This window comes from Candidatus Litorirhabdus singularis, assembly GCF_026262625.1.
GTDB classification, from domain to species: Bacteria; Pseudomonadota; Gammaproteobacteria; order Pseudomonadales; family Halieaceae; genus Litorirhabdus; species Litorirhabdus singularis.
Genome location: NZ_SHNN01000003.1, coordinates 231,304 through 249,605, shown reverse-complemented (window position 1 = coordinate 249,605; position 18,302 = coordinate 231,304). Strand labels below are relative to the sequence as shown.

Sequence of the window (18,302 nt, the reverse complement as noted above, 5' to 3'; positions counted from 1 at the left end):
ACTGGAGCATTGCATAGTGCGCCAATGGCGACAGGCAATATAGGAGTAGCAGGTGATTTCATTTCGGCGTATAGCAGCAGGATTATCGACAGCGATGGTACCTTCGCTGGCGCAGGCGCATCATGGTGAGGGTATTGACCCACTTTATAGCGTTGCCGCAGTAGTCGGAGCGATTATGATCGCGGCCGTCTGGCGATCGTTATTCGAAGCAGGTATGGCGCCGCTGGCTGCGGGCGATCATGAGGGCTGAATCCGCTCTGGATAAGATTCATCAGGAACACTGGCATGCAGAACTGGCGCTGAAGTTTACCCGCACCGACCGCGGAAGTCGTTTGAGTAGTTGCCACCACGTCGGTCCGCTGTACGTACAAAAGCCCTTTTATCCAGAGGGCCCGAATTGGGCCCATGTCTATCCGCTGCATCCTCCGGGTGGACTGGTTTCCGGGGATCGGCTTGAGATCAGTATTCATGCAGGCGCAGCCAGTGCGGCTTTGCTGACAACGCCCGGGGCTGGGCGCATGTATAGAGCGCGCCAAGGTGGTGATGCTCAGGTTCAGAACGTACATATTGAAGTGGACACTGACGCCGCGGTCGAGTGGTTTCCGCAAGAGAGTATTGTCTATGACGGCGCCAGAGTGGAGCTTGAGACAACTGTTAACTTGGCGCCGGGCGCGCACTTCGGGGCTTGGGAAATTACCTGCTTCGGATTACCGGCCAGCGCCTCTCGCTTTAATGATGGCAGTTTCAGGCAGCGCTATGCGGTCTTTCTTGACGGGCGTCCGGTGTTTATCGAGCAGCTGAAGTTGACTGCCGCGGACTTGCCTCTGCTGGATTCCAAAGTGGGGTTGCAAGGCCAGCCGGTGGCCGGTTTTTTCTTGATTGGTCCGGTGACGGCGCCGTCTACGCTGACCCTGGACACTCTACGTGCGATGATTGGCGCGGCTGGACTGCAGCGCGAGGCAGCTTTGGGCCTTAACGGAGACTTCGTGCTTGGTCGCTACCTCGGTAGCAGCGCGGCGCAGGCGCGCAAGCTTTTTACCGACTGGTGGCAGGTCCTGCGTCCGCTGGTTATGCAACGGCCTGCCAGTGTGCCGCGTATCTGGTATACATAATATCTGCAAACTTGCAGCGAATACGGAATGAACTATGGAACTATTGCCAAGAGAAAAGGACAAGCTGCTGGTGGTAACCGCAGGCTTGTTGGCAGAGCGACGTCTTCAGCGTGGCTTGCGCCTGAACTACCCGGAAGCGGTTGCGTACCTGACGCTGGAAATAATGGAAGGTGCCCGTGACGGCAAGACCGTTGCCGAACTGATGAGCTATGGTCGGACCATTCTCAGTGCCGAGCAGGTGCTGGATGCGGTTCCCGACTTGATTGCTGAAGTTCAGGTTGAGGCAACTTTTCCTGACGGGACCAAGTTGGTCACTGTCCACAATCCAATTAACTGAAACGCGAGGGACAGCATGATACCGGGTGAAATTCTGGTCGCTGAAGGCGATATCACACTCAATGAGGGTCGCGAGACGCTAACACTGCGTGTCGAGAATAGCGGTGACAGACCAGTGCAGGTCGGCTCACATTATCATTTTTATGAAACCAATCCCGCGCTGATATTCGATCGCGAGCAGGCTCTTGGGTTTCGTTTGAATATTGCTTCCGGCACCGCCGTGCGATTTGAGCCGGGCCAAGACCGTGAAGTGGAGCTGGTCGCCTATGCGGGGGACCGCCGGGTGTTTGGTTTTCGCGGTGAAATTATGGGGCCACTGCCCGTGACGACGGCAGTATCCGGAGATTCACAATGACTACATTGGATCGACGTTCCTACGCCTCTATGTTTGGTCCGACCACAGGCGACCGGGTACGTTTGGCTGATACTGATCTGTTTATTCAGGTGGAGAGTGACTTCACCCGCTATGGTGATGAAGTAAAATTTGGCGGCGGTAAGGTGATTCGTGATGGCATGGGCCAGGGGCAGGCGAGCTGTGCCGACACCGTCGACACTGTGATTACCAATGCGCTAATCCTTGATCACTGGGGCATTGTGAAGGCGGATGTAGGTATCAAGAACGGCCGCATAGCAGCCATAGGCAAGGCGGGCAATCCTGATATTCAGGATGGCGTTGATATCTTGATTGGTGCCGGGACCGAGGTCATTGCCGGTGAGGGCCAGATACTGACCGCTGGCGGTATCGATGCCCACATTCACTTTATCTGCCCACAGCAGATTGAAGAGGCGCTTATGAGCGGTATTACTACCATGCTCGGCGGAGGCACCGGGCCGGCCACTGGCACCAACGCTACCACCTGTACGCCGGGTCCATGGAACATAGCGCGCATGCTGCAGGCGACAGACTCTATGCCGATGAATCTTGGCTTTCTGGGCAAGGGTAATGCGAGTCAACCGCTGCCGCTGGAAGAGCAACTTCTCGCCGGTGCCTGTGGTCTGAAACTGCATGAAGACTGGGGCACCACGCCGGCTTCTATCGATACCTGCCTAAGCGTGGCGGAGGAATTTGATGTTCAAGTAGCGATTCATACCGATACTCTCAACGAGTCCGGCTTTGTTGATGACACGCTTGCTGCGTTCAAAGGTCGCACCATACACACTTACCATACGGAGGGCGCCGGGGGTGGCCATGCGCCGGATATTATCAAAGCCTGCGCCGAGGAAAATGTGCTGCCTTCGTCGACCAACCCGACGCGTCCTTACACGGTCAATACCGTGGATGAGCATCTGGATATGCTGATGGTATGTCACCATCTGGATTCCTCGATTCCTGAGGATGTTGCGTTTGCGGATTCGCGCATACGCAAAGAGACCATCGCCGCCGAGGATATTCTGCATGACCTTGGAGCATTCAGTATGATCGCTTCTGACTCGCAGGCGATGGGCCGAGTCGGTGAGGTGATTACCCGAACCTGGCAAACAGCGCACAAGATGAAACAGCAGCGTGGTGCGCTGGAGCAAGATACTCCGCAAATGGATAATTTCAGGGCGCGCCGTTACGTGGCCAAGTATACGATTAATCCAGCCATTGCTCATGGTATTGACCATGAGGTCGGGTCGATTGAAGTAGGCAAGCTGGCGGATATTGTGCTTTGGAAACCGGCATTTTTTGCTATCAAGCCGGCCCTGATTATCAAAGGTGGTTTCATCGCTGCCGCCCCCATGGGCGATCCCAATGCATCGATTCCTACACCGCAACCGGTGCACTACCGGATGATGTTCGGTGCTTTTGGTGAAGCTCCCCGCGCCACTGCTGTGACTTTCACTTCAGCAGCAGCGCTGGAAACCGATCTAGCCGCTAAGCTAGGGCTGGGCCGGCGTTTGGTAGCCTGCCGCAATACCCGCACTATCGGTAAGACCGACATGGTGCATAATGCCTGGAAGCCCAGTATCACCGTCGACTCACAGACCTATGAGGTTCGCGCTGACGGTGAACTGTTAACCTGCGAACCTGCGCAAGTGCTGCCGTTGGCGCAGCTCTACTGCTTGTTTTAGCGTGCCTATGAACATTACGCAAAGCTTTGAAATTCAACGTCGCCGCCCGGCCGAGCCAGGCGCGACAGTTCACGATCGGGTAGTACTTGATCACCTGCAGCGCGAGCGTGGTCGGCTCAAGGTGCGGACAGAGACTGGTGCCGAACTGCGCATCTTTTTGGAACGCGGGAAAACCCTGGCTCTGGGTGAGCTTCTGGAAAGTGAGTGTGGTCGCTTGTTTGAAGTCGCAGGCGCTAGCGAAATGGTGGTACGCGGTAGCTGCAGTGATTGGCAGATTTTTGCCCGTGCCTGTTATCACCTGGGTAATCGCCATGTCAAAATTCAGGTGGGTGAGCGCTGGCTGCTAATGACGCCAGATCCGGTGCTGGAGCAAATGTTGCGGCAACTTGGTTTGCAGGTCAGTCACGAGGAGTTAGTGTTTGTGCCCGAAGCCGGCGCCTATGCAGGAGCTGGTCATGGCCATCACCACGACTGACAGCGCTCTGCTGCGGCTGCTGCAATTGAGTAGCGTAGCGCTGCCGGTGGGTGGTTACGCCTTTTCGCAGGGACTTGAAAATGCGGTTGAGCAGGGTTGGCTGCAAGACCGGGAAGCGACTCACGATTGGTTGCTGGATCAGCTAAATTACAGCCTCGCCCGAGTGGACTTGCCGCTGCTTTTGCGCTTGCAACGAGCACAGGAAGAACGTGATATCAGCGCCGTGCAGTACTGGAATGACTATTTGTTGGCGTGTCGTGAAACCGCCGAGCTGCGGTTAACTGATACGGCGATGGGCGAGGCCCTGGTGCGTTTGCTTAATCAGCTTGAGTTGCCTCAACCACCTTTACAGACGCCGGTATTTGCCGCTGGTTTTGCGATAGCCTGTGATGCGTGGTCGATAAGCCCACGAGCCGCTTGTCATGGCTACGCCTGGGCATGGCTGGAGAATCAAGTAGCGGCGGCAACAAAACTGGTACCGTTGGGACAGAGTGCCGCTCAAATACTGCTGGGTCAGCTGTCAGAACAACTGCCAGCAGCGGTTGATGCTGCCATGGTTTTAGAGGATCGGGATATCGGTGCCTCGCTGCCCGGTCTGGCGCTCGCCAGCGTCTGGCATGAAACCCAATATTCAAGGTTGTTTCGCAGTTGAATCGCGCAATCGCCGCACAGAAATCTGAGGAGAAGATAGATGAAAACGAAACAAACTTTACGAGTAGGTGTTGGTGGCCCAGTGGGCTCCGGCAAGACGGCGTTGCTGAAAGCCCTGTGCAGCGTGTTGCGCGATGAGTACCAGATAGCGGTTGTCACTAATGATATTTATACACAGGAGGATGCGCAGTTCCTGACTCGCCATGGTGCGCTTAGTCCCGATCGTATTATTGGTGTTGAAACCGGCGGTTGTCCGCATACGGCTATTCGTGAAGATGCTTCTATGAATCTGGCGGCGATTGATGAGCTGATGGCTCGCCACGGTGATCTGGACGTGGTGTTTGTGGAAAGTGGCGGCGACAATCTCAGTGCGACTTTCAGCCCGGAGCTATCTGACCTGACTATTTATGTAATTGATGTCAGTGCGGGTGACAAGATTCCGCGAAAAGGCGGGCCGGGTATTACCCGCTCTGACCTGCTGGTGATTAACAAAACCGATTTAGCGCCATTGGTGGGAGCCTCGCTGGAGGTCATGGACCGCGACGCTCGCTTGATGCGTAAGGAGCGGCCATTTGTGTTTTCCAATCTCAAAAGTGGAGATGGCCTGACCACTATCATCGACTTTATCATCCGCGAGGGAATGCTAGCTGCGCCAGCGGCACACGCTAGCGCCTGAGGCGCGTTTCGGGTTCACTCTGTTGCCATAATTTTCAGGGCGATGGCTGCGGCTGAAGTGCGATTGCTGACCTCAAGTTTGCGGAACACCTGTTCCAGATGCTTGTTGATAGTGCGCGGACTGTTGTCGAGTATCAGAGCAATTTCCCGATTGGTTTTGCCATTGCCTATCCAGTACAGCACTTCTGATTCGCGGCCGGTCAGCGGTAGAGCTTTGCGCAGACGCTCGGGCCCCGATGGCACGGCTCCATCCAGCAGCTTCAGTAAAACCTCACCGTGGTCAGAACGTTCGAGATACCTGACCTGCAGTGGGTGCTCCAGGCCGCTAAGTTCGATCGATTGATTGGGCCGTGGCTGGTGATTAAGCCATTGCAACAGTTGGCTGGGTAGCTCCTGATCCTTCCAGGTGTCGCTGACTCTGGCGATATTGAACAAGGCGATGGTCTGTGGTGTGGCCCAGACGATGCGGCCTTCGACATTGATGGTGAACAGATGTTGGCCGGTGCTGTCCAGTGCACTGCGCGCACTGGTAGCCTTGCTGGCGTTATGTCGATGTACTCGCATGCGTGCGATCAGCTCGTCTGGGTTAATGGGTTTCTGTAGGTAGTCGACAGCCCCGCAGTCGAGCGCTCTGACGATACTTTCGGTGTCGTTTAGCCCGGTCATGAAAATCACCGGAACCTCTGCCAGTTGGGGTATGGTCTGCAGCTTGCGGCAGGTTTCGAAGCCATCTAACTTGGGCATGATCGCGTCCAGTAGTATGATGTCGGGGGTGATTTTCTCGGCGATAGTAAGCGCCTGGCGGCCTTCCAGAGCAACCAGAACCATATACCCGGACTGTTCCAGTGCCTCGTTTAGCATACCCAGAGTTTCAGGCGAGTCATCGGCGATCAGCACTATCCCACTGTCTTTTGTTGCTATATTCATGCTGAGCGTTCCAAAAATTCCACCATTTTCTCCAGTTGTGCATCGCGTGCCAGCTGCTGCATATGCGCGATAGCGTGTTTTTCGATAGTTCCGTGTTCCGCCAGTTCAGTCAGTTGTTCGCGAACCCCCTTGAGGTAACCCAGTTCTGCGTAGGTTTTGAGCTGCACTATGCTGGGGTGTGACGCCGGAATGTGAACGGAGTCCGTGTCTAGCACAGCGGGCGTCTGCGCGCTGTTGTCGACTGCCCCATACACCCATTTTATCTGCAGCAGTTTGCCAATGCGCGCCAACAGCGCATCGAGCCGTATGGGTTTGGTCATAAAGTCATCGTGGTAAACTCGCTCGGCTTCCTCTGTCATGGAATTGCTGTTGATGATCTCGCGGCGGCGGTGTGCATTACCCGATATCATGATAATGGCGGCTTTATCGCCAGAGGAGCGCAGTATTTTTGCCAGACCGAGACCATCGGTTCCGGGCATAGCGATATCCAGTAGGTATAGATCCGGCTGGCAGTCTTTGCGACCTGACAGACAGGCTGCTGCGTCAGCAGCCTCTTGCACATTGAAGCCTAGCGGTGTCAGTAACTGCTCCAGTATTTGGCGATGGTGTGGCTCATCATCGACGACCATGACGTGTTGCCGAGCACCATGGTAGCCGATGACCGGACGCTTGGGCGGTGCTGGCAGGCTGGGTTGATCGATACGGCTCAGCATCATCTGCAAGACAAAGCGAGTGCCTACACCTGGCTGGCTGTTGAGGCTGACATCACCGCCCATCATCTCCGACAGCAGTCGCACGATGGTCAGGCCGAGCCCGGTACCTGGGGTGTAAGGCGCGCCGCTGCGGTGTACCCGTTCAAACGGTTGGAAAATCCGGTCGCGGTCGGCGCTGGCGATGCCGCGGCCACTATCCTCGACAATAAACTCCGCAACATGGCTGCGATATTTAATATCAAAGCTGACACTGCCTGTGTCAGTGAATTTGATGGCGTTGCTCAGTAGGTTTATAAGAATCTGCCGCAGTCGTTTTTCATCGCTATTGATAAAGCGTGGCAACGCAGGCGAACAGCGATAATTGAAATCGATTGACTTGGCGTTGGCCTGTTGCCTGAACATATCGACCAGCTCTGCCAGTAGCGTATGCAGGTCAACCTGCTCTCTCTGGATATCCAGGCGTCCGGCTTCGATACGTGAAATTTCCAGTAGCCCATCAATCAGGTCGTTGAGGTATTCACCGCTGCGCCTGATGATATCGATAGAGTCGCGGCGTGCATCCGGAATCTCCGGATCACGACCCAGAATCTGCGCGTAGCCAAGAATGGATTGCAGCGGTGTGCGCAGCTCGTGGCTGATACCTCCCAGATAGCGGCTCTTGGCCAGGTTGGCCGCTTCGGCATTCTCCTTGGCATTTTGCAGCTCACGGTCCGTAGCACCGTGAGCCTGTATCTCGCGCATAAGCAATTGGGTTTGGCGCTGTGACTCCTCCTCTGCAACCAGACGGCTTTCCTGAGACAACAGGAATAACCAGGCGATAACGCCAGCGATGATCATGAACACGAAAAACAGAGTCCACAGCATCTCGCTTAGCAGCTCCGCAACTGCCGCTTCGCTAGGATCAATGTGGTAGTACACCAGGGTTAAAAGTGCTGCATTGATACCGGCAATGCAACTGAGAATTGCCAGATAGTGACCCATGCGTGAGTCGACCAGGGCAACAACTTTCTCCGGCATGATTTTCCCCAGCCAATGAACGATCTGCCTTGAGAAGCGCGCCCCGGGTTTGCAGGAGTCCATACAGCGACTGTCCAGTGAGCAGCATAGTGAACAAATGGCTCCTGCGTAGGCCGGACAATAGCTCATGTCTTCGGATTCGAAACGGTTTTCACAGATGCAGCATCGGCAGGGCTCTTCAAGCTCCGCCAGCTCAATTGATTCACGCGCAATGTAATAGCGGCCTCCGGTCAGCCAGGCGATAGCGGGGGCAAGTATGACCGTGGTAATCAGTGTCAAGAAATGTGCCAGGGCCTGTGCCTCCAGGCCCAGCCAGCCGCTGTAGCAGACCAATCCTACAAACGCCGCGCCTAGCATCGAGCCTACTCCGACCGGATTGACGTCGTACAGATGGGCACGTTTGAACTCAATTTTTTGTGGTCTTAGCCCGAGCTGAAGATTGATGCTGAGGTCAACGGCAATAGTGCCCAGCCAGCTGACGGCGACGATAGCGAAGACGCTGAGTATATTCTCAAGTACCTGATAAATGCCCAGCTCCATCAGCAGCAGTGCAATGAGTACATTGAATACCAGCCACACTACTCGACCAGGGTGGCTGTGAGTCAGTCTCGAGAAAAAGTTCGACCAGGCGATGGATCCGGCGTACGCATTGGTAACGTTAATCTTCATCTGCGAAATGATGACCATGGTGCCCGCCAGTATCAGAGCCAGCGTCGGAGACTGGGTGAAGTACCCGTAGACCGTTTGATACATGTAGGTGGGGTCGGTAGCTACTGCGAAAGGCTTACCTCCGCTGAAGGCTAACCATGCCAGAAAAGATCCAATCAGCATCTTGATGATGCCGATAAAAATCCAGCCTGGGCCGGCACAGATCATGGCACTCCACCAAGCCAGTTTGCCGGTACTTTCCCGGGCCGGTAGAAAACGCAGGTAGTCCACCTGCTCCCCAATCTGGGCGACAAAGGCAAACAACACGGCAGAAGCAGCGCCAAATAATAGCAGGTTGAAGCCTGGCTCTGGTGCTGGTTGAAGACCTTGAAACTGGGTCCAGTCTTCTACTCGGGACAGCTCGAACATCGCAATTGCCAGCAAGGCCAGTAGCTGTAGTGCCAGCCACAGGCCTTGGGTGCCAACCTGAAAGCGGCTAATGGCCGTGATGCCATGGGTCACAATCGGAATCACAGCCACTGAGCACAGTACGTAGCCAATGTAGAGGGGAATGCCAAGCAAAGCCTTGAGCGCCATGGCGAGAATGGCTGCTTCAATGGCGAAGAAGATGAAGGTAAAAGACGCATATATCAGCGAGGTGACGGTGGATCCCAAGTAGCCGAATCCGGCGCCACGGGTCAGCAGGTCAATGTCGAGACCCTGTCGCGCAGCGTGATAGCTGATAGGGAGGCCAATTACAAACAGGACTGCGCCCACTGCCAGCATGGCATAGACAGCGTTGGTAAAACCGTAGTTGAGTGTAATTGCTCCGCCGATGGCTTCCAGAGCCAGGAAAGCCGTTGCGCCCAGTGCGGTCATCGAGACTTGCCAGCTACTCCAGCGGCGAGCGCTCTTGGCGGTAAAACGCAGGGCGTAGTCTTCCAGGGTCTGGTTGTTCACCCATTGGTTGTATTCGCGTCGGACACGAAAAATCTGCTGCTTAGCGCGCATGCTGTCGGTTCTGGATATGATTAAAAACTTGTGGCGGGCTTGTTACCAGCGTCAGATCTGTGTCTGTCTGCAGCGTCGAGTCTAGCATGCGCGGGTTTGTAGCGTATAGAAGCTTTGTCCATCAACGTGTGTTCCCCTAGGCGGGGCAGTGTGATCGACAGGCGCCATGTAATGTTGGTCAGATTCTTGTGCTATACCCTCTTTTGTCGATTCCGGTTCTCTGAGGTGATTACAGACAGTGATATGCTTCTATTTTACGAAACGCAGTAGACCGCTGCGTGCTATCAGGAGAACACAGTGAGTCGAAATCCGCTTCAGGATGTAGTGATCATTGCCAGCTATAACACCCAGCAGGCGCGTCGCCTGGAAGGCGCCAATGACATGTCATTAATGTTGGAGGTGATTCCAGCCTTGCTGGAGCGCGCCGGCGTCGGTGCCGATCAGGTCGATGGGGTCAATGTAAGTACGCCGGTGTGGGGGCTTAACGGCCGCGAGACCATACAGTTGCTGGGCGGCCAGCCGCGTTGGTGTGGTAATGAGTTTATGGGTATTGCTGCGGTGCTGGAAGCAGCCGGCGCGATTGCCACAGGCCAGGCCGAGATGATAATGATTGCCCACGCTCAGGCGGGTGAGTATAGCTATGGCGAAGCGACGTCACCCTGGACCCGACCTACTCATGAGTTTTCAGAATGCTGGGGCTTATACACCGCCGCTGAGTTTGCCTTTTGCGCTCAGCGCCATATGCATTTGTATGGCACCCGACAGGAGGCATTGGCGGAAGTCGCAGCCACTATTCGCCGTAACGGCAACAAAAATCCCAAGGGGTGTTTTTACGATCGGGGTGAGGTCACACCTGAAGATGTGCTGGCTTCGCGAATGGTAGCCTCGCCGTTTCACTTGCTGGATTGCTGCATCAATAGTGAAGGCGGAGGCGGTCTGATGTTGACTACCGCGGAGCGTGCTCGCGACCTGGATGTGGTTCCCATTCATATACTCGGCGGCGGGACCGATCGGCAGGGCATGGCCTATACCCGGGCGCCGGTTTGGGATACCTACGGATGGGTAGGGCGACGCGCAGCCGAACGCTCTTTCGAGATGGCGGGACTGCGGCCAACAGATGTCGATGTGTGCGAATTTTATGACCCCTTTTCTTTTGAGATTATTCGGCAGTTCGAAGCCTTTGGTTTCTGTGCGGAAGGCGAGGGCGGAGATTTCGTTATGGACGGCCGCATTGCAGTCGATGGCGAGTTCCCGGTTGTCACCAACGGCGGTACCCTTTCGTTCAGTCATGCGGGCACCTTACAGATGCTACAGAAGGTGATCTCTGGCTATGAGCAACTCAGCGGTCAGTTGCCAGCCGAGTTGACCGTGCCGGACGCTAATGTAGCGATAGCCTCTAATGGTGGTTCCGGGGCATTGTTCTGCGATGTGATGCTAATGGGGAGGGAGCCGACATGAGTACCTACGGTGATCTGGACAAGCTGAATACACCGGGTCTGCCGGTGCCGACAATAACTGATTTGTCACGGCCCCATTGGGAGGGTTGTCAGCGTGATGAGTTGCTGGTGCAGCGCTGTCAGGACTGTGGCCACTATGTGTTTATACCTGAACTCGCCTGTACTAACTGTCTCTCTCAGCAGTTGGACTGGGTTGCCAGCAGTGGGACCGGAGTGTTGTACAGCTTTACGGTGATTTACCGGCCGCAACGACCCGAGTTCGACGCGCCTTATATTGGCGCTATCATTGAATTAGAGGAGGGCTGGCATATGCTCTCCAACTTGATTGAGTGTGAGCCGGAGGCGGCTTGTATCGGCATGCCTGTTGAAGTGTGTTTTGTGCCGCGCGGGGATAACCTTAAGCTACCCATGTTTCGGCCGCTGGTGGCCGGCTAGAGTTTTCGTTCAGGATTTAAAGCGACTGAAGCCATAGGAAGCATCTTGGCTGTCGCGGCTACCGACGGAGTTGGGTGCTGAGATATCAGGTACGCCGTTGGTGGACTGCAAGTCCAACACATGTTCTCGCTGGACAATACTCCAGTGGCCGTTGTCACACTGCCAGCGGTCCAGATAACGACCTTTACACACTATCTCCTGAGTCTCGGGTGGTTTGGTCCACAGGGCGACTGTCACATAGGACTCGCTGGTGGCGCGGCTACCATCAACTTCAATCAGGCAATTGGTGATTTGATGAGAGTGGCGCTGCATGCCGGCATGCGCCTCCCAGACCCAATCCACAAAGCCATGGCCGCTGCCTGTGTACATACCATGGTAATTCACCTGACAGGTTTCGCTGAATACGGCGTAGGCCATAGCTTTGTCCATGCGATCAAGGCCGCGGCAGTAGCGGTACAGGGTATCGCGTATGGCCTGTTGTGCGCGCAACTCATGCCATTCAGAATCACTCATAGGTTTAGCTCCATTAACGCCGTGTGTCAGTCGCGGGGGTATACCAGATAGGTGAAGTATAGGCTCGATCCTGTACTTCCAGTGGCACTGCGGCATCAATTTTTGCGCCCAGACGCGCGGCATCATAGGCCGGCCAGCGTGGTGTGGGTATTTCTATGACTCTGGCATAGTAGAAGGCGCTTTGCTCAAGTTCAAAGTCGGGATCTTCCCAGAACGCGGCCAGCGTCGCTTCGCCAATGCTATTGCTATAGCTGGCTGCATCCACCGTAGACTTAAGTGGTTTTACCTTATTCCTGCGGATGCGACGCTGATCTGAGGCCGCTACATTGTAGACCTGCTCGTGCAGCTCACCCTCAGTATCCAGCCATCCCTTGACGATCTGAATGCGGTCGAGGTTGGCGCCGTTGGGGTCTTTACTGGCGTACACCATAAATCCGGGTTGCTCGCCGCTGGCCGTCGGCAGGTCCTGCCCCATGGGTACCCCACTGGCATAGCCGTGGCGGGTGCGGTCGGGACGGTTGATGTCAGCAGCGCTGAACTGCCAGCCGCCGAACAGGCGCACCGCAATGCGTGAGCCGGTAGTTGCGTAAACTTCCTTGCGTTGCAGTGCTGCGAACAGTTCTTCGCGGGTGTTATCGCGGGCCCACACCCCGGTATAGCCTGAGGCGGCGTATTCCCACGGCATGAACATCACGTTACCGGATTTACTGGCGACCGAACTGGCGCTGCCATAAGTGCGGTTGCTGCCGGGCTCCACCGTGCTTGATTTGCCGAAGAAGTTCTCCTCAGCGGCGGTAGCTAATGACGTGTGTGAATCGGTGCTACCGATCATGCCAAACTTGAATGGATTGACACCCAGTAATGCCTGTTGCTGCAATCCCAGTTTCAACGCCGAGCGGGCGTATTCATGTTGGAGCATATAGTTTTCTTTGTTGTCGCCTTCCAGGGCGCCAAAATTACCAAAGTCCCAGGTTTCGAAGTTGGCAAATTCGTCGTCGGGCGAGAGCCAAGGGTGGGCCTCGCCGTCACCTTTGATCTGCGTGACTTCAATAATCGGTTCCCAGCGCATGCGTTGTACGGCGTATTCACGATTAAAGGGCTGGCCATCAGAGTCTTCCACAGCAAACATGCGGCCATTGCTGATATTGCTATTGTGCGGGATGGCCAGTGCGCGGCCGCCGGTCTTCGCTTCGTAGTCCGCCAGAAACGCCCAGAGCTTCTCTGGCTGCTCTGAGTCAAAAGAAGAAAACGGTTTTATCTGCGTGACTTTGTCGGCGGCATCGGCAAATACAACAACGCGGTGGAGGTTATCGGCGCCTGGCATCGAAGACCACTCGTAGCCTATCAGCGTGGTAAATGTGCCAGGATCGTTGAAGGCATCGGCGGTGCTGGCTGATTCCTCCCAGACGCTGCGTTCGATAGCATCATTGGCAATGATGGGACTATTGGCGCTGGTCGATTTCAGTAACTCGCCCATTAATAGACTGCTGCCATCCGGGTTGTTGGTCAGCGTTTCGTAAAGCCTCTGGCCGATGGGGTCAGCAAGAATATCAGCTGCTCCCTCACGCAACTTGGGCAAAATGCCCATGTGTTCAGCGTGGTCCGCTACGACCAGAAAATCCAGCGGTACCTGCAGGCGAACCCGCATTCCGTTATTGGCGGTGACCGTTTCGCCGCGAGCAAACTGGAATGCCGCCGCTGGTGGCAGGGCGGCGTTGCCCATGATGCTGGCGTCCATACTGAATGAGCTATGCAAGTGAGTATCGCCCCAGTACAGATTGCGAGGGAAGTCTTCGTCGACATAGGGTGAATATTCGCTGGCATTGACCAGCAGTGGGGTGCACAGGAGCAAGCTAAGGGCGGTAGGGGCTATTATTCGCATGATCGAGAACCTCGATTAATGTGTCGTCATACTAACAATATTCTGCACATGGGTAGTTTAGTTATTACTACTACAGAGCCTAAAACCCGTGTCGTCCAGCGCCACGCCTGATCACAGTGTTAGTCTAGCTCGCGTTGATTATTGCAGGCTGTTCAGATGACGGATGAAAAGAACTTATCGCGGCGTTCGCTGTTGCTGGGTGGTGGCGCTGGGCTCGCTGCGGCCAGTCTTGGTGGTTGCGCGACTACTAGTGATGCGAGTACCCAGCGATCCTGGGATATCGAAACCGATGTGTTGGTCTGCGGTTCAGGTGCAGCCGGCGGGACGGCTGCTCTTTACGCCGCCAAAGCGGGCGCTCGGGTTACAGTTATTGAGAAGGGTTCGGCCTGGGGTGGCACCACCGCCAAGTCCGGTTGTCATATCTGGATTCCCAATAATTTCGAATTACGCAGTCGAGGTGTCGATGATGATCGACGCGCCTGCCTGCAATACATGGCGCAGTATTCCTACCCGCATTTGTTTCAGCCGGAACACCCGCAGCTGGGCCTGGATACGAATACCTTTGAACTACTGGCCGCTTTCTACGATAACGGCGCCAGCATGGTAGACGAAATGATGGCGTGGAAGGCGTTTCGTTTTCGCGCTGCGAAAATATGGACCAACGGCAAGTACACCCCGGATTACTTTGACCACTCGCCCTGGAATCAGGTGCCACGTGGACGCGGGCTTGAGCCTATCGACAGCGATGGTCGCTTTGCCGCCGGCAAGGGTGTGGTTGATACCATGCGTCAGGCGCTGTTGGCCGAAGGCTGCACACTGGTGATGCGACATCGGGCAGAGCAGCTGGTGCTCGATGGGGCCGGAGCAGTGATTGGCCTGCTGGCACGCAATGACGACGGCCAGGAAGTGGCTATTCGTGCCCAGCGCGGGGTGGTGTTTGCTACTGGCTGCTACAGTCACAATCAGGAATATTTGCGCCAATATCAAATGGATCCGGTGTTTGGCACTTGTGCCGTGCCAACCAATGAAGGCGATTTCATACCGATTGCCGGTGCGGTGGGTGCGCAGTTGGCGAATATGGCAGGCGCGTGGCGCGGACAAGTGGTGTTGGAGGATACGCTGCGCTATAAGGCGGTGCCAGCGGTAGTGTATTGGCCGCCGGGCGACAGTATGCTGCTGGTGGACCGCAGTGGTAAACGCTGTGTGAATGAAAAGCGCGGCTACAACGACCGCGTGCGCCAACTGTACAACTTTGACGCCAGCGCTGCGGGTTACCCGCACCTGTTGACGTTTATGGTCTACGACCAGCGCACCGCTGATCTTCGTGCGGGCAATCATCCAATACCCCCACTGCCGGAAGCAGCGCCCTATGTCATTGTTGGCGATACTCTTGAACAACTGTCACAGCGCATTCAGGAGCGACTGGCGACTTTGGCCAGCCATACCGGTGGTATTGAGCTTGAGGATGCTTTTTCAGACCAGTTACAGGCTACGGTAGAGCGCTTCAATAATATGGCACGAGCGGGCGTTGATACGGATTTTGGGCGCGGTAACTATCGCGAGGATCAGGATTGGAGTAATTACACGCCACCCAAGCAGGGTACCCAGTGGGAACCCCAGTCAGAATTGAATGCCACACTCTACCCGCTGCAAGCAAAGGGGCCCTATTACGCGATCATTCTGGCGCCGGGTCTGCTGGGGACCAATGGGGGTCCTAAAGTTAATGCTCAGGCCGAGGTGCTGGATTACCAGAATAAACCTATTTCAGGTCTTTATGCCGCAGGCAATTGTATGGCACATCCGGCCGCGAACGCTTATTGGGCTGCGGGAGCTACTATTGGCTCTGCGCTGACTTTCGGCAAAATTGCTGGCCAACAGGTGGCTTTGCGGCAATCCATGGGCGCGCAGGAGGAAACCTTGTGAATTATGTCAAAACAGCAGTTGCCGGTTTTCTGTTCTTACTAGGGCAGCCGGTTTGGTCAGCGGATGATGTCGAATCGGTCAGCTTTAGCGAGCAGGTGCTGCCGCTATTGATGCGTGAGTGTAGTTACTGCCATATGCGTGAAGACAGCTACGGCTATCTGGTTATCGAGCCCGGCAACACCCTGGGAAACCTGATTGATGTGCCGGCCTTTGCTTACCCGCAAATGATGCGGGTTCGACCAGGGTCGCCGGATCAGAGTTATCTGTGGAAGAAGCTGACCGGTGAGCACCTGCAGTTGGGTGCCGAGGGCTGGTTGATGCCCTACTTTCGCTGGCCCGATAATAATCTGGAGCTGGTGCGGCGCTGGATCGAACAGGGTGCCCTGGATAACTAGCTGTAGCCTGCAGATAGGCCTTAGCGCTGTTCGCTGTGGTATGGGTGTCTAGAACACCTGGTTCTTATGTTCATCTCTGTGAACTACACCGCAAAACATTTTTCACCGGCTGCTGCTAACGGGTTATTATGGCGGCGCTCTTGCGGCTGCAAGCTTATAAAAACGTAGAGATCTATGCTGGAACAAATTTTCATTTCGCTGCTTTTTTTAGCCCTATTCGCTAGCCTGATCTTCACCGATTGGAAGGCATCCAAAGTATTTGCGGGTGCTATGCTGGCGGCGTATTTTGTGGGTTTGGTCGACACGGAAGAGGTGTTGTCCAAAGCCACCAATACGGGCCTTGTCACTCTGCTGCTGCTGCTGCTGGTGTCAGTTGGTCTGGAGAAAATGAGCTGGCTCAAGTTAGTCTCCGGTCGCCTTATCACCAAGAATTATGGGCTGAGCCTGTTTCGGCTTAGCTTTGTTACCGCACTGTTTTCAGCGTTTCTCAATAACACCGCCGTGGTCGCGACGCTGGCTCATGCGGTGCGCAGTAATCGCCATCACGCCGCAAGCAAGTTGCTGATCCCACTGTCCTATGCGGCGATTCTGGGCGGCACTATGACGCTGATTGGTACCTCCACCAATTTGATCGTCAGTAGTTTTCTCGAAGACATGACGGGGCAGGGCTTGGCGTTTTTTGACTTCCTGATTATTGGTTCCAGCGTAACCGGTCTGGGCATGGTGATGATGTTTGTCAGCGCGCGATTGCTGCCCGATAACGCCATCGAGAAGGTGAACTTTAATGAATATCTTATTGAGGCGGAGGTCAACGAGGATTCCTCGCTTATCGGCAAGAGTGTTAAAGAGAATCGGCTGCGAGATCTGGAAGAATTGTTTCTGGTCGAGATCGTAAGAGGGCGACACCTGATATCGCCGGTGTCGCCAAGCGAGCATATCGAGCCCGGTGACAAACTGATTTTTTCTGGTGATGTTAAGCAAGTGGGGGTATTGGAGGAATTCAACGGTCTCAGTTTGTTTGCGTTGGAAGAAGGCCTGCTCAACCGCAACGTGATTGAAGTGGTGGTGGTGCCTAATGCTTCCATCGAAGGCAAGACACTTAAACATACCGGCTTTCGCTCGCTGTTTGATGCTGCCGTTGTCGGCATGCGCCGCGGTGGTAAACGGCTCTCGGGCAAGCTCGGTAGCATTACTATTCAGGCCGGTGACAGCATGATGCTGGCCGTGGGCCCCGATTTCTACGAGCGCAAAAACCTCGACAAGAATTTTATCGTTATTGATGACGAGGTAGTAGGCGCCAGTGCCACCCGTTTTGAAAACTACTTCATCTCACTGAGTTTGCTAGGTGTGATCCTGCTAGCAACGCTGGGCGTGCTGCCATTGATCAAGGGTTTAGCGTTGCTGCTAGTGGGTATGCTCGCCGTTGGCGTTATCAAGGTGGAAGAGCTGCGGCGCCGATTCCCCTTTGAGTTGTGTCTGATTATTACCTCGGCGCTGACATTGGCGCAGGCGCTGAATAACTCGGGATTGGTGGCGTTGATGGCCGAGGGGCTGCATTCCGGTTTAGCTGATCTGGGGCCGCATGCCGCCATCGCCTGTATATTTTTATTTACGTTGGTGTTGACGGAGCTGATGACTAATAACGCCGCTGCCGCACTCAGTTTTCCGATTGCTTTTGGGCTGGCCGAAAGCTACGGGCTGAGCCATATGCCATTTGTGATGGCTGTTGCCTATGGCGCCAGTGCCAGCTTTCTTACGCCTTACGGCTACGCCACCAACCTGATGGTGCAAAACCTGGGCGGTTATCGGTTGGCTGATTATTTTCGTGCCGGTGTGCCTATGTCTCTGGTTTATTCCGCGGCGGTGCTGATATTGATTCCCCTGGTGTTTCCCTTCTGATGCGGCTGCTCGCTTACTGAAGCGGCAAACCCTGTCCGCTTAGTGGTCAGTTGACCTTCTATAACGGCTGCGGCGAGGAATTAGTGTCGTAGGATGCAGCTATTCAAACCGCTGCGATGCAGCCATTGCCGCTGTATAGGGCATAATCGTTGGTAGATTCGAGGCGGCCGTATGGCTG

17 protein-coding genes are annotated in these 18,302 nt (G+C 55.1%); 13 read left to right on the top strand and 4 right to left on the bottom strand.

The window, feature by feature from the left end; genetic code table 11:
- Positions 1–52 precede the first annotated feature (52 nt).
- The 8 genes from EYC98_RS15585 to ureG are packed head-to-tail and all read left to right on the top strand — an operon-like array spanning position 53 to position 5,305.
- A complete protein-coding gene (locus EYC98_RS15585) occupies positions 53–250 on the top strand; it encodes a hypothetical protein (protein ID WP_279246301.1) in 198 nt (65 codons plus the stop codon).
- Entirely contained in the window at positions 240–1,112 is an 873-nt protein-coding gene (locus tag EYC98_RS15580; protein ID WP_279246300.1) for an urease accessory protein UreD, read from the top strand. Before EYC98_RS15585 ends, EYC98_RS15580 begins: the two co-directional genes overlap by 11 nt.
- Positions 1,113–1,146: 34 nt before the next feature.
- Positions 1,147–1,449: an urease subunit gamma gene (locus tag EYC98_RS15575; RefSeq protein WP_279246299.1), complete on the top strand. Its 303-nt coding sequence runs from the start codon at positions 1,147–1,149 to the stop codon at positions 1,447–1,449.
- 15 nt (positions 1,450–1,464) lie between these two features.
- Positions 1,465–1,803, top strand: coding sequence for an urease subunit beta (locus tag EYC98_RS15570; protein WP_279246298.1), 339 nt, complete (start codon positions 1,465–1,467; stop codon positions 1,801–1,803).
- The gene (gene ureC, locus EYC98_RS15565) at positions 1,800–3,503 is read left to right on the top strand and encodes an urease subunit alpha (protein ID WP_279246297.1); all 1,704 of its coding nucleotides are present in this window, start codon (positions 1,800–1,802) and stop codon (positions 3,501–3,503) included. The genes EYC98_RS15570 and ureC overlap by 4 nt, the downstream gene beginning before the upstream one ends.
- Before the next feature lie 7 nt (positions 3,504–3,510).
- Positions 3,511–3,978 carry an urease accessory protein UreE gene (locus EYC98_RS15560; RefSeq protein WP_279246296.1) on the top strand — a complete coding sequence of 156 codons (468 nt, stop codon included), beginning with the start codon at positions 3,511–3,513 and terminating at the stop codon, positions 3,976–3,978.
- Entirely contained in the window at positions 3,959–4,630 is a 672-nt protein-coding gene (locus tag EYC98_RS15555) for an urease accessory protein UreF (RefSeq protein WP_279246295.1), read from the top strand. The genes EYC98_RS15560 and EYC98_RS15555 overlap by 20 nt, the downstream gene beginning before the upstream one ends.
- Positions 4,631–4,669: 39 nt before the next feature.
- Complete coding sequence (gene ureG, locus EYC98_RS15550; protein WP_279246294.1) at positions 4,670–5,305, top strand: urease accessory protein UreG; 636 nt, start codon at positions 4,670–4,672, stop codon at positions 5,303–5,305.
- Between the two features lie 14 nt (positions 5,306–5,319).
- Here ureG and EYC98_RS15545 read toward each other — a convergent pair whose 3' ends face one another.
- Together EYC98_RS15545 and EYC98_RS15540 are read right to left on the bottom strand one after the other, a co-directional pair.
- The gene (locus EYC98_RS15545; protein WP_279246293.1) at positions 5,320–6,231 is read right to left on the bottom strand and encodes a response regulator; all 912 of its coding nucleotides are present in this window, start codon (positions 6,229–6,231) and stop codon (positions 5,320–5,322) included.
- Positions 6,228–9,620: an ATP-binding protein gene (locus EYC98_RS15540; RefSeq protein WP_279246292.1), complete on the bottom strand. Its 3,393-nt coding sequence runs from the start codon at positions 9,618–9,620 to the stop codon at positions 6,228–6,230. Before EYC98_RS15540 ends, EYC98_RS15545 begins: the two co-directional genes overlap by 4 nt.
- Positions 9,621–9,917: 297 nt before the next feature.
- Here EYC98_RS15540 and EYC98_RS15535 point away from each other — a divergent pair, with 297 nt between their 5' ends.
- Both EYC98_RS15535 and EYC98_RS15530 read left to right on the top strand, forming a co-directional pair.
- On the top strand, positions 9,918–11,078 hold the full coding sequence (locus EYC98_RS15535; protein ID WP_279246291.1) for a thiolase family protein: 1,161 nt from the start codon (positions 9,918–9,920) through the stop codon (positions 11,076–11,078).
- The gene (locus tag EYC98_RS15530; protein ID WP_279246290.1) at positions 11,075–11,512 is read left to right on the top strand and encodes a Zn-ribbon domain-containing OB-fold protein; all 438 of its coding nucleotides are present in this window, start codon (positions 11,075–11,077) and stop codon (positions 11,510–11,512) included. Before EYC98_RS15535 ends, EYC98_RS15530 begins: the two co-directional genes overlap by 4 nt.
- A gap of 9 nt (positions 11,513–11,521) precedes the next feature.
- Here the strand turns inward: EYC98_RS15530 and EYC98_RS15525 are convergent, their stop codons facing one another.
- Positions 11,522–12,025: a nuclear transport factor 2 family protein gene (locus EYC98_RS15525; protein ID WP_279246289.1), complete on the bottom strand. Its 504-nt coding sequence runs from the start codon at positions 12,023–12,025 to the stop codon at positions 11,522–11,524.
- A 13-nt stretch (positions 12,026–12,038) separates the two neighbouring features.
- The gene (locus EYC98_RS15520) at positions 12,039–13,907 is read right to left on the bottom strand and encodes a DUF3604 domain-containing protein (RefSeq protein WP_279246288.1); all 1,869 of its coding nucleotides are present in this window, start codon (positions 13,905–13,907) and stop codon (positions 12,039–12,041) included.
- A gap of 156 nt (positions 13,908–14,063) precedes the next feature.
- Between EYC98_RS15520 and EYC98_RS15515 the strand changes: the two genes are divergently transcribed.
- From EYC98_RS15515 to EYC98_RS15505, 3 genes are all read left to right on the top strand, one after another.
- Positions 14,064–15,830 carry an FAD-dependent oxidoreductase gene (locus tag EYC98_RS15515; RefSeq protein ID WP_279246287.1) on the top strand — a complete coding sequence of 589 codons (1,767 nt, stop codon included), beginning with the start codon at positions 14,064–14,066 and terminating at the stop codon, positions 15,828–15,830.
- Positions 15,827–16,225, top strand: coding sequence for a hypothetical protein (locus EYC98_RS15510; RefSeq protein WP_279246286.1), 399 nt, complete (start codon positions 15,827–15,829; stop codon positions 16,223–16,225). The genes EYC98_RS15515 and EYC98_RS15510 overlap by 4 nt, the downstream gene beginning before the upstream one ends.
- A gap of 174 nt (positions 16,226–16,399) precedes the next feature.
- Positions 16,400–18,124, top strand: coding sequence for an SLC13 family permease (locus tag EYC98_RS15505; protein WP_279246285.1), 1,725 nt, complete (start codon positions 16,400–16,402; stop codon positions 18,122–18,124).
- Positions 18,125–18,302 lie beyond the last annotated feature (178 nt).

What these genes read in the sequence shown, in the direction of transcription:
- EYC98_RS15580 (WP_279246300.1), top strand. Translation starts at nt 240, where the DNA reads ATGAGGGCTGAATCCGCTCTGGATAAGATTCATCAGGAACACTGGCAT.
- EYC98_RS15575 (WP_279246299.1), top strand. Translation starts at nt 1,147, where the DNA reads ATGGAACTATTGCCAAGAGAAAAGGACAAGCTGCTGGTGGTAACCGCA.
- EYC98_RS15570 (WP_279246298.1), top strand. Translation starts at nt 1,465, where the DNA reads ATGATACCGGGTGAAATTCTGGTCGCTGAAGGCGATATCACACTCAAT.
- ureC (WP_279246297.1), top strand. Translation starts at nt 1,800, where the DNA reads ATGACTACATTGGATCGACGTTCCTACGCCTCTATGTTTGGTCCGACC.
- EYC98_RS15560 (WP_279246296.1), top strand. Translation starts at nt 3,511, where the DNA reads ATGAACATTACGCAAAGCTTTGAAATTCAACGTCGCCGCCCGGCCGAG.
- EYC98_RS15555 (WP_279246295.1), top strand. Translation starts at nt 3,959, where the DNA reads ATGGCCATCACCACGACTGACAGCGCTCTGCTGCGGCTGCTGCAATTG.
- ureG (WP_279246294.1), top strand. Translation starts at nt 4,670, where the DNA reads ATGAAAACGAAACAAACTTTACGAGTAGGTGTTGGTGGCCCAGTGGGC.
- EYC98_RS15545 (WP_279246293.1), bottom strand. Translation starts at nt 6,231, where the DNA reads ATGAATATAGCAACAAAAGACAGTGGGATAGTGCTGATCGCCGATGAC.
- EYC98_RS15540 (WP_279246292.1), bottom strand. Translation starts at nt 9,620, where the DNA reads ATGCGCGCTAAGCAGCAGATTTTTCGTGTCCGACGCGAATACAACCAA.
- EYC98_RS15530 (WP_279246290.1), top strand. Translation starts at nt 11,075, where the DNA reads ATGAGTACCTACGGTGATCTGGACAAGCTGAATACACCGGGTCTGCCG.
- EYC98_RS15525 (WP_279246289.1), bottom strand. Translation starts at nt 12,025, where the DNA reads ATGAGTGATTCTGAATGGCATGAGTTGCGCGCACAACAGGCCATACGC.
- EYC98_RS15520 (WP_279246288.1), bottom strand. Translation starts at nt 13,907, where the DNA reads ATGCGAATAATAGCCCCTACCGCCCTTAGCTTGCTCCTGTGCACCCCA.
- EYC98_RS15515 (WP_279246287.1), top strand. Translation starts at nt 14,064, where the DNA reads ATGACGGATGAAAAGAACTTATCGCGGCGTTCGCTGTTGCTGGGTGGT.
- EYC98_RS15505 (WP_279246285.1), top strand. Translation starts at nt 16,400, where the DNA reads ATGCTGGAACAAATTTTCATTTCGCTGCTTTTTTTAGCCCTATTCGCT.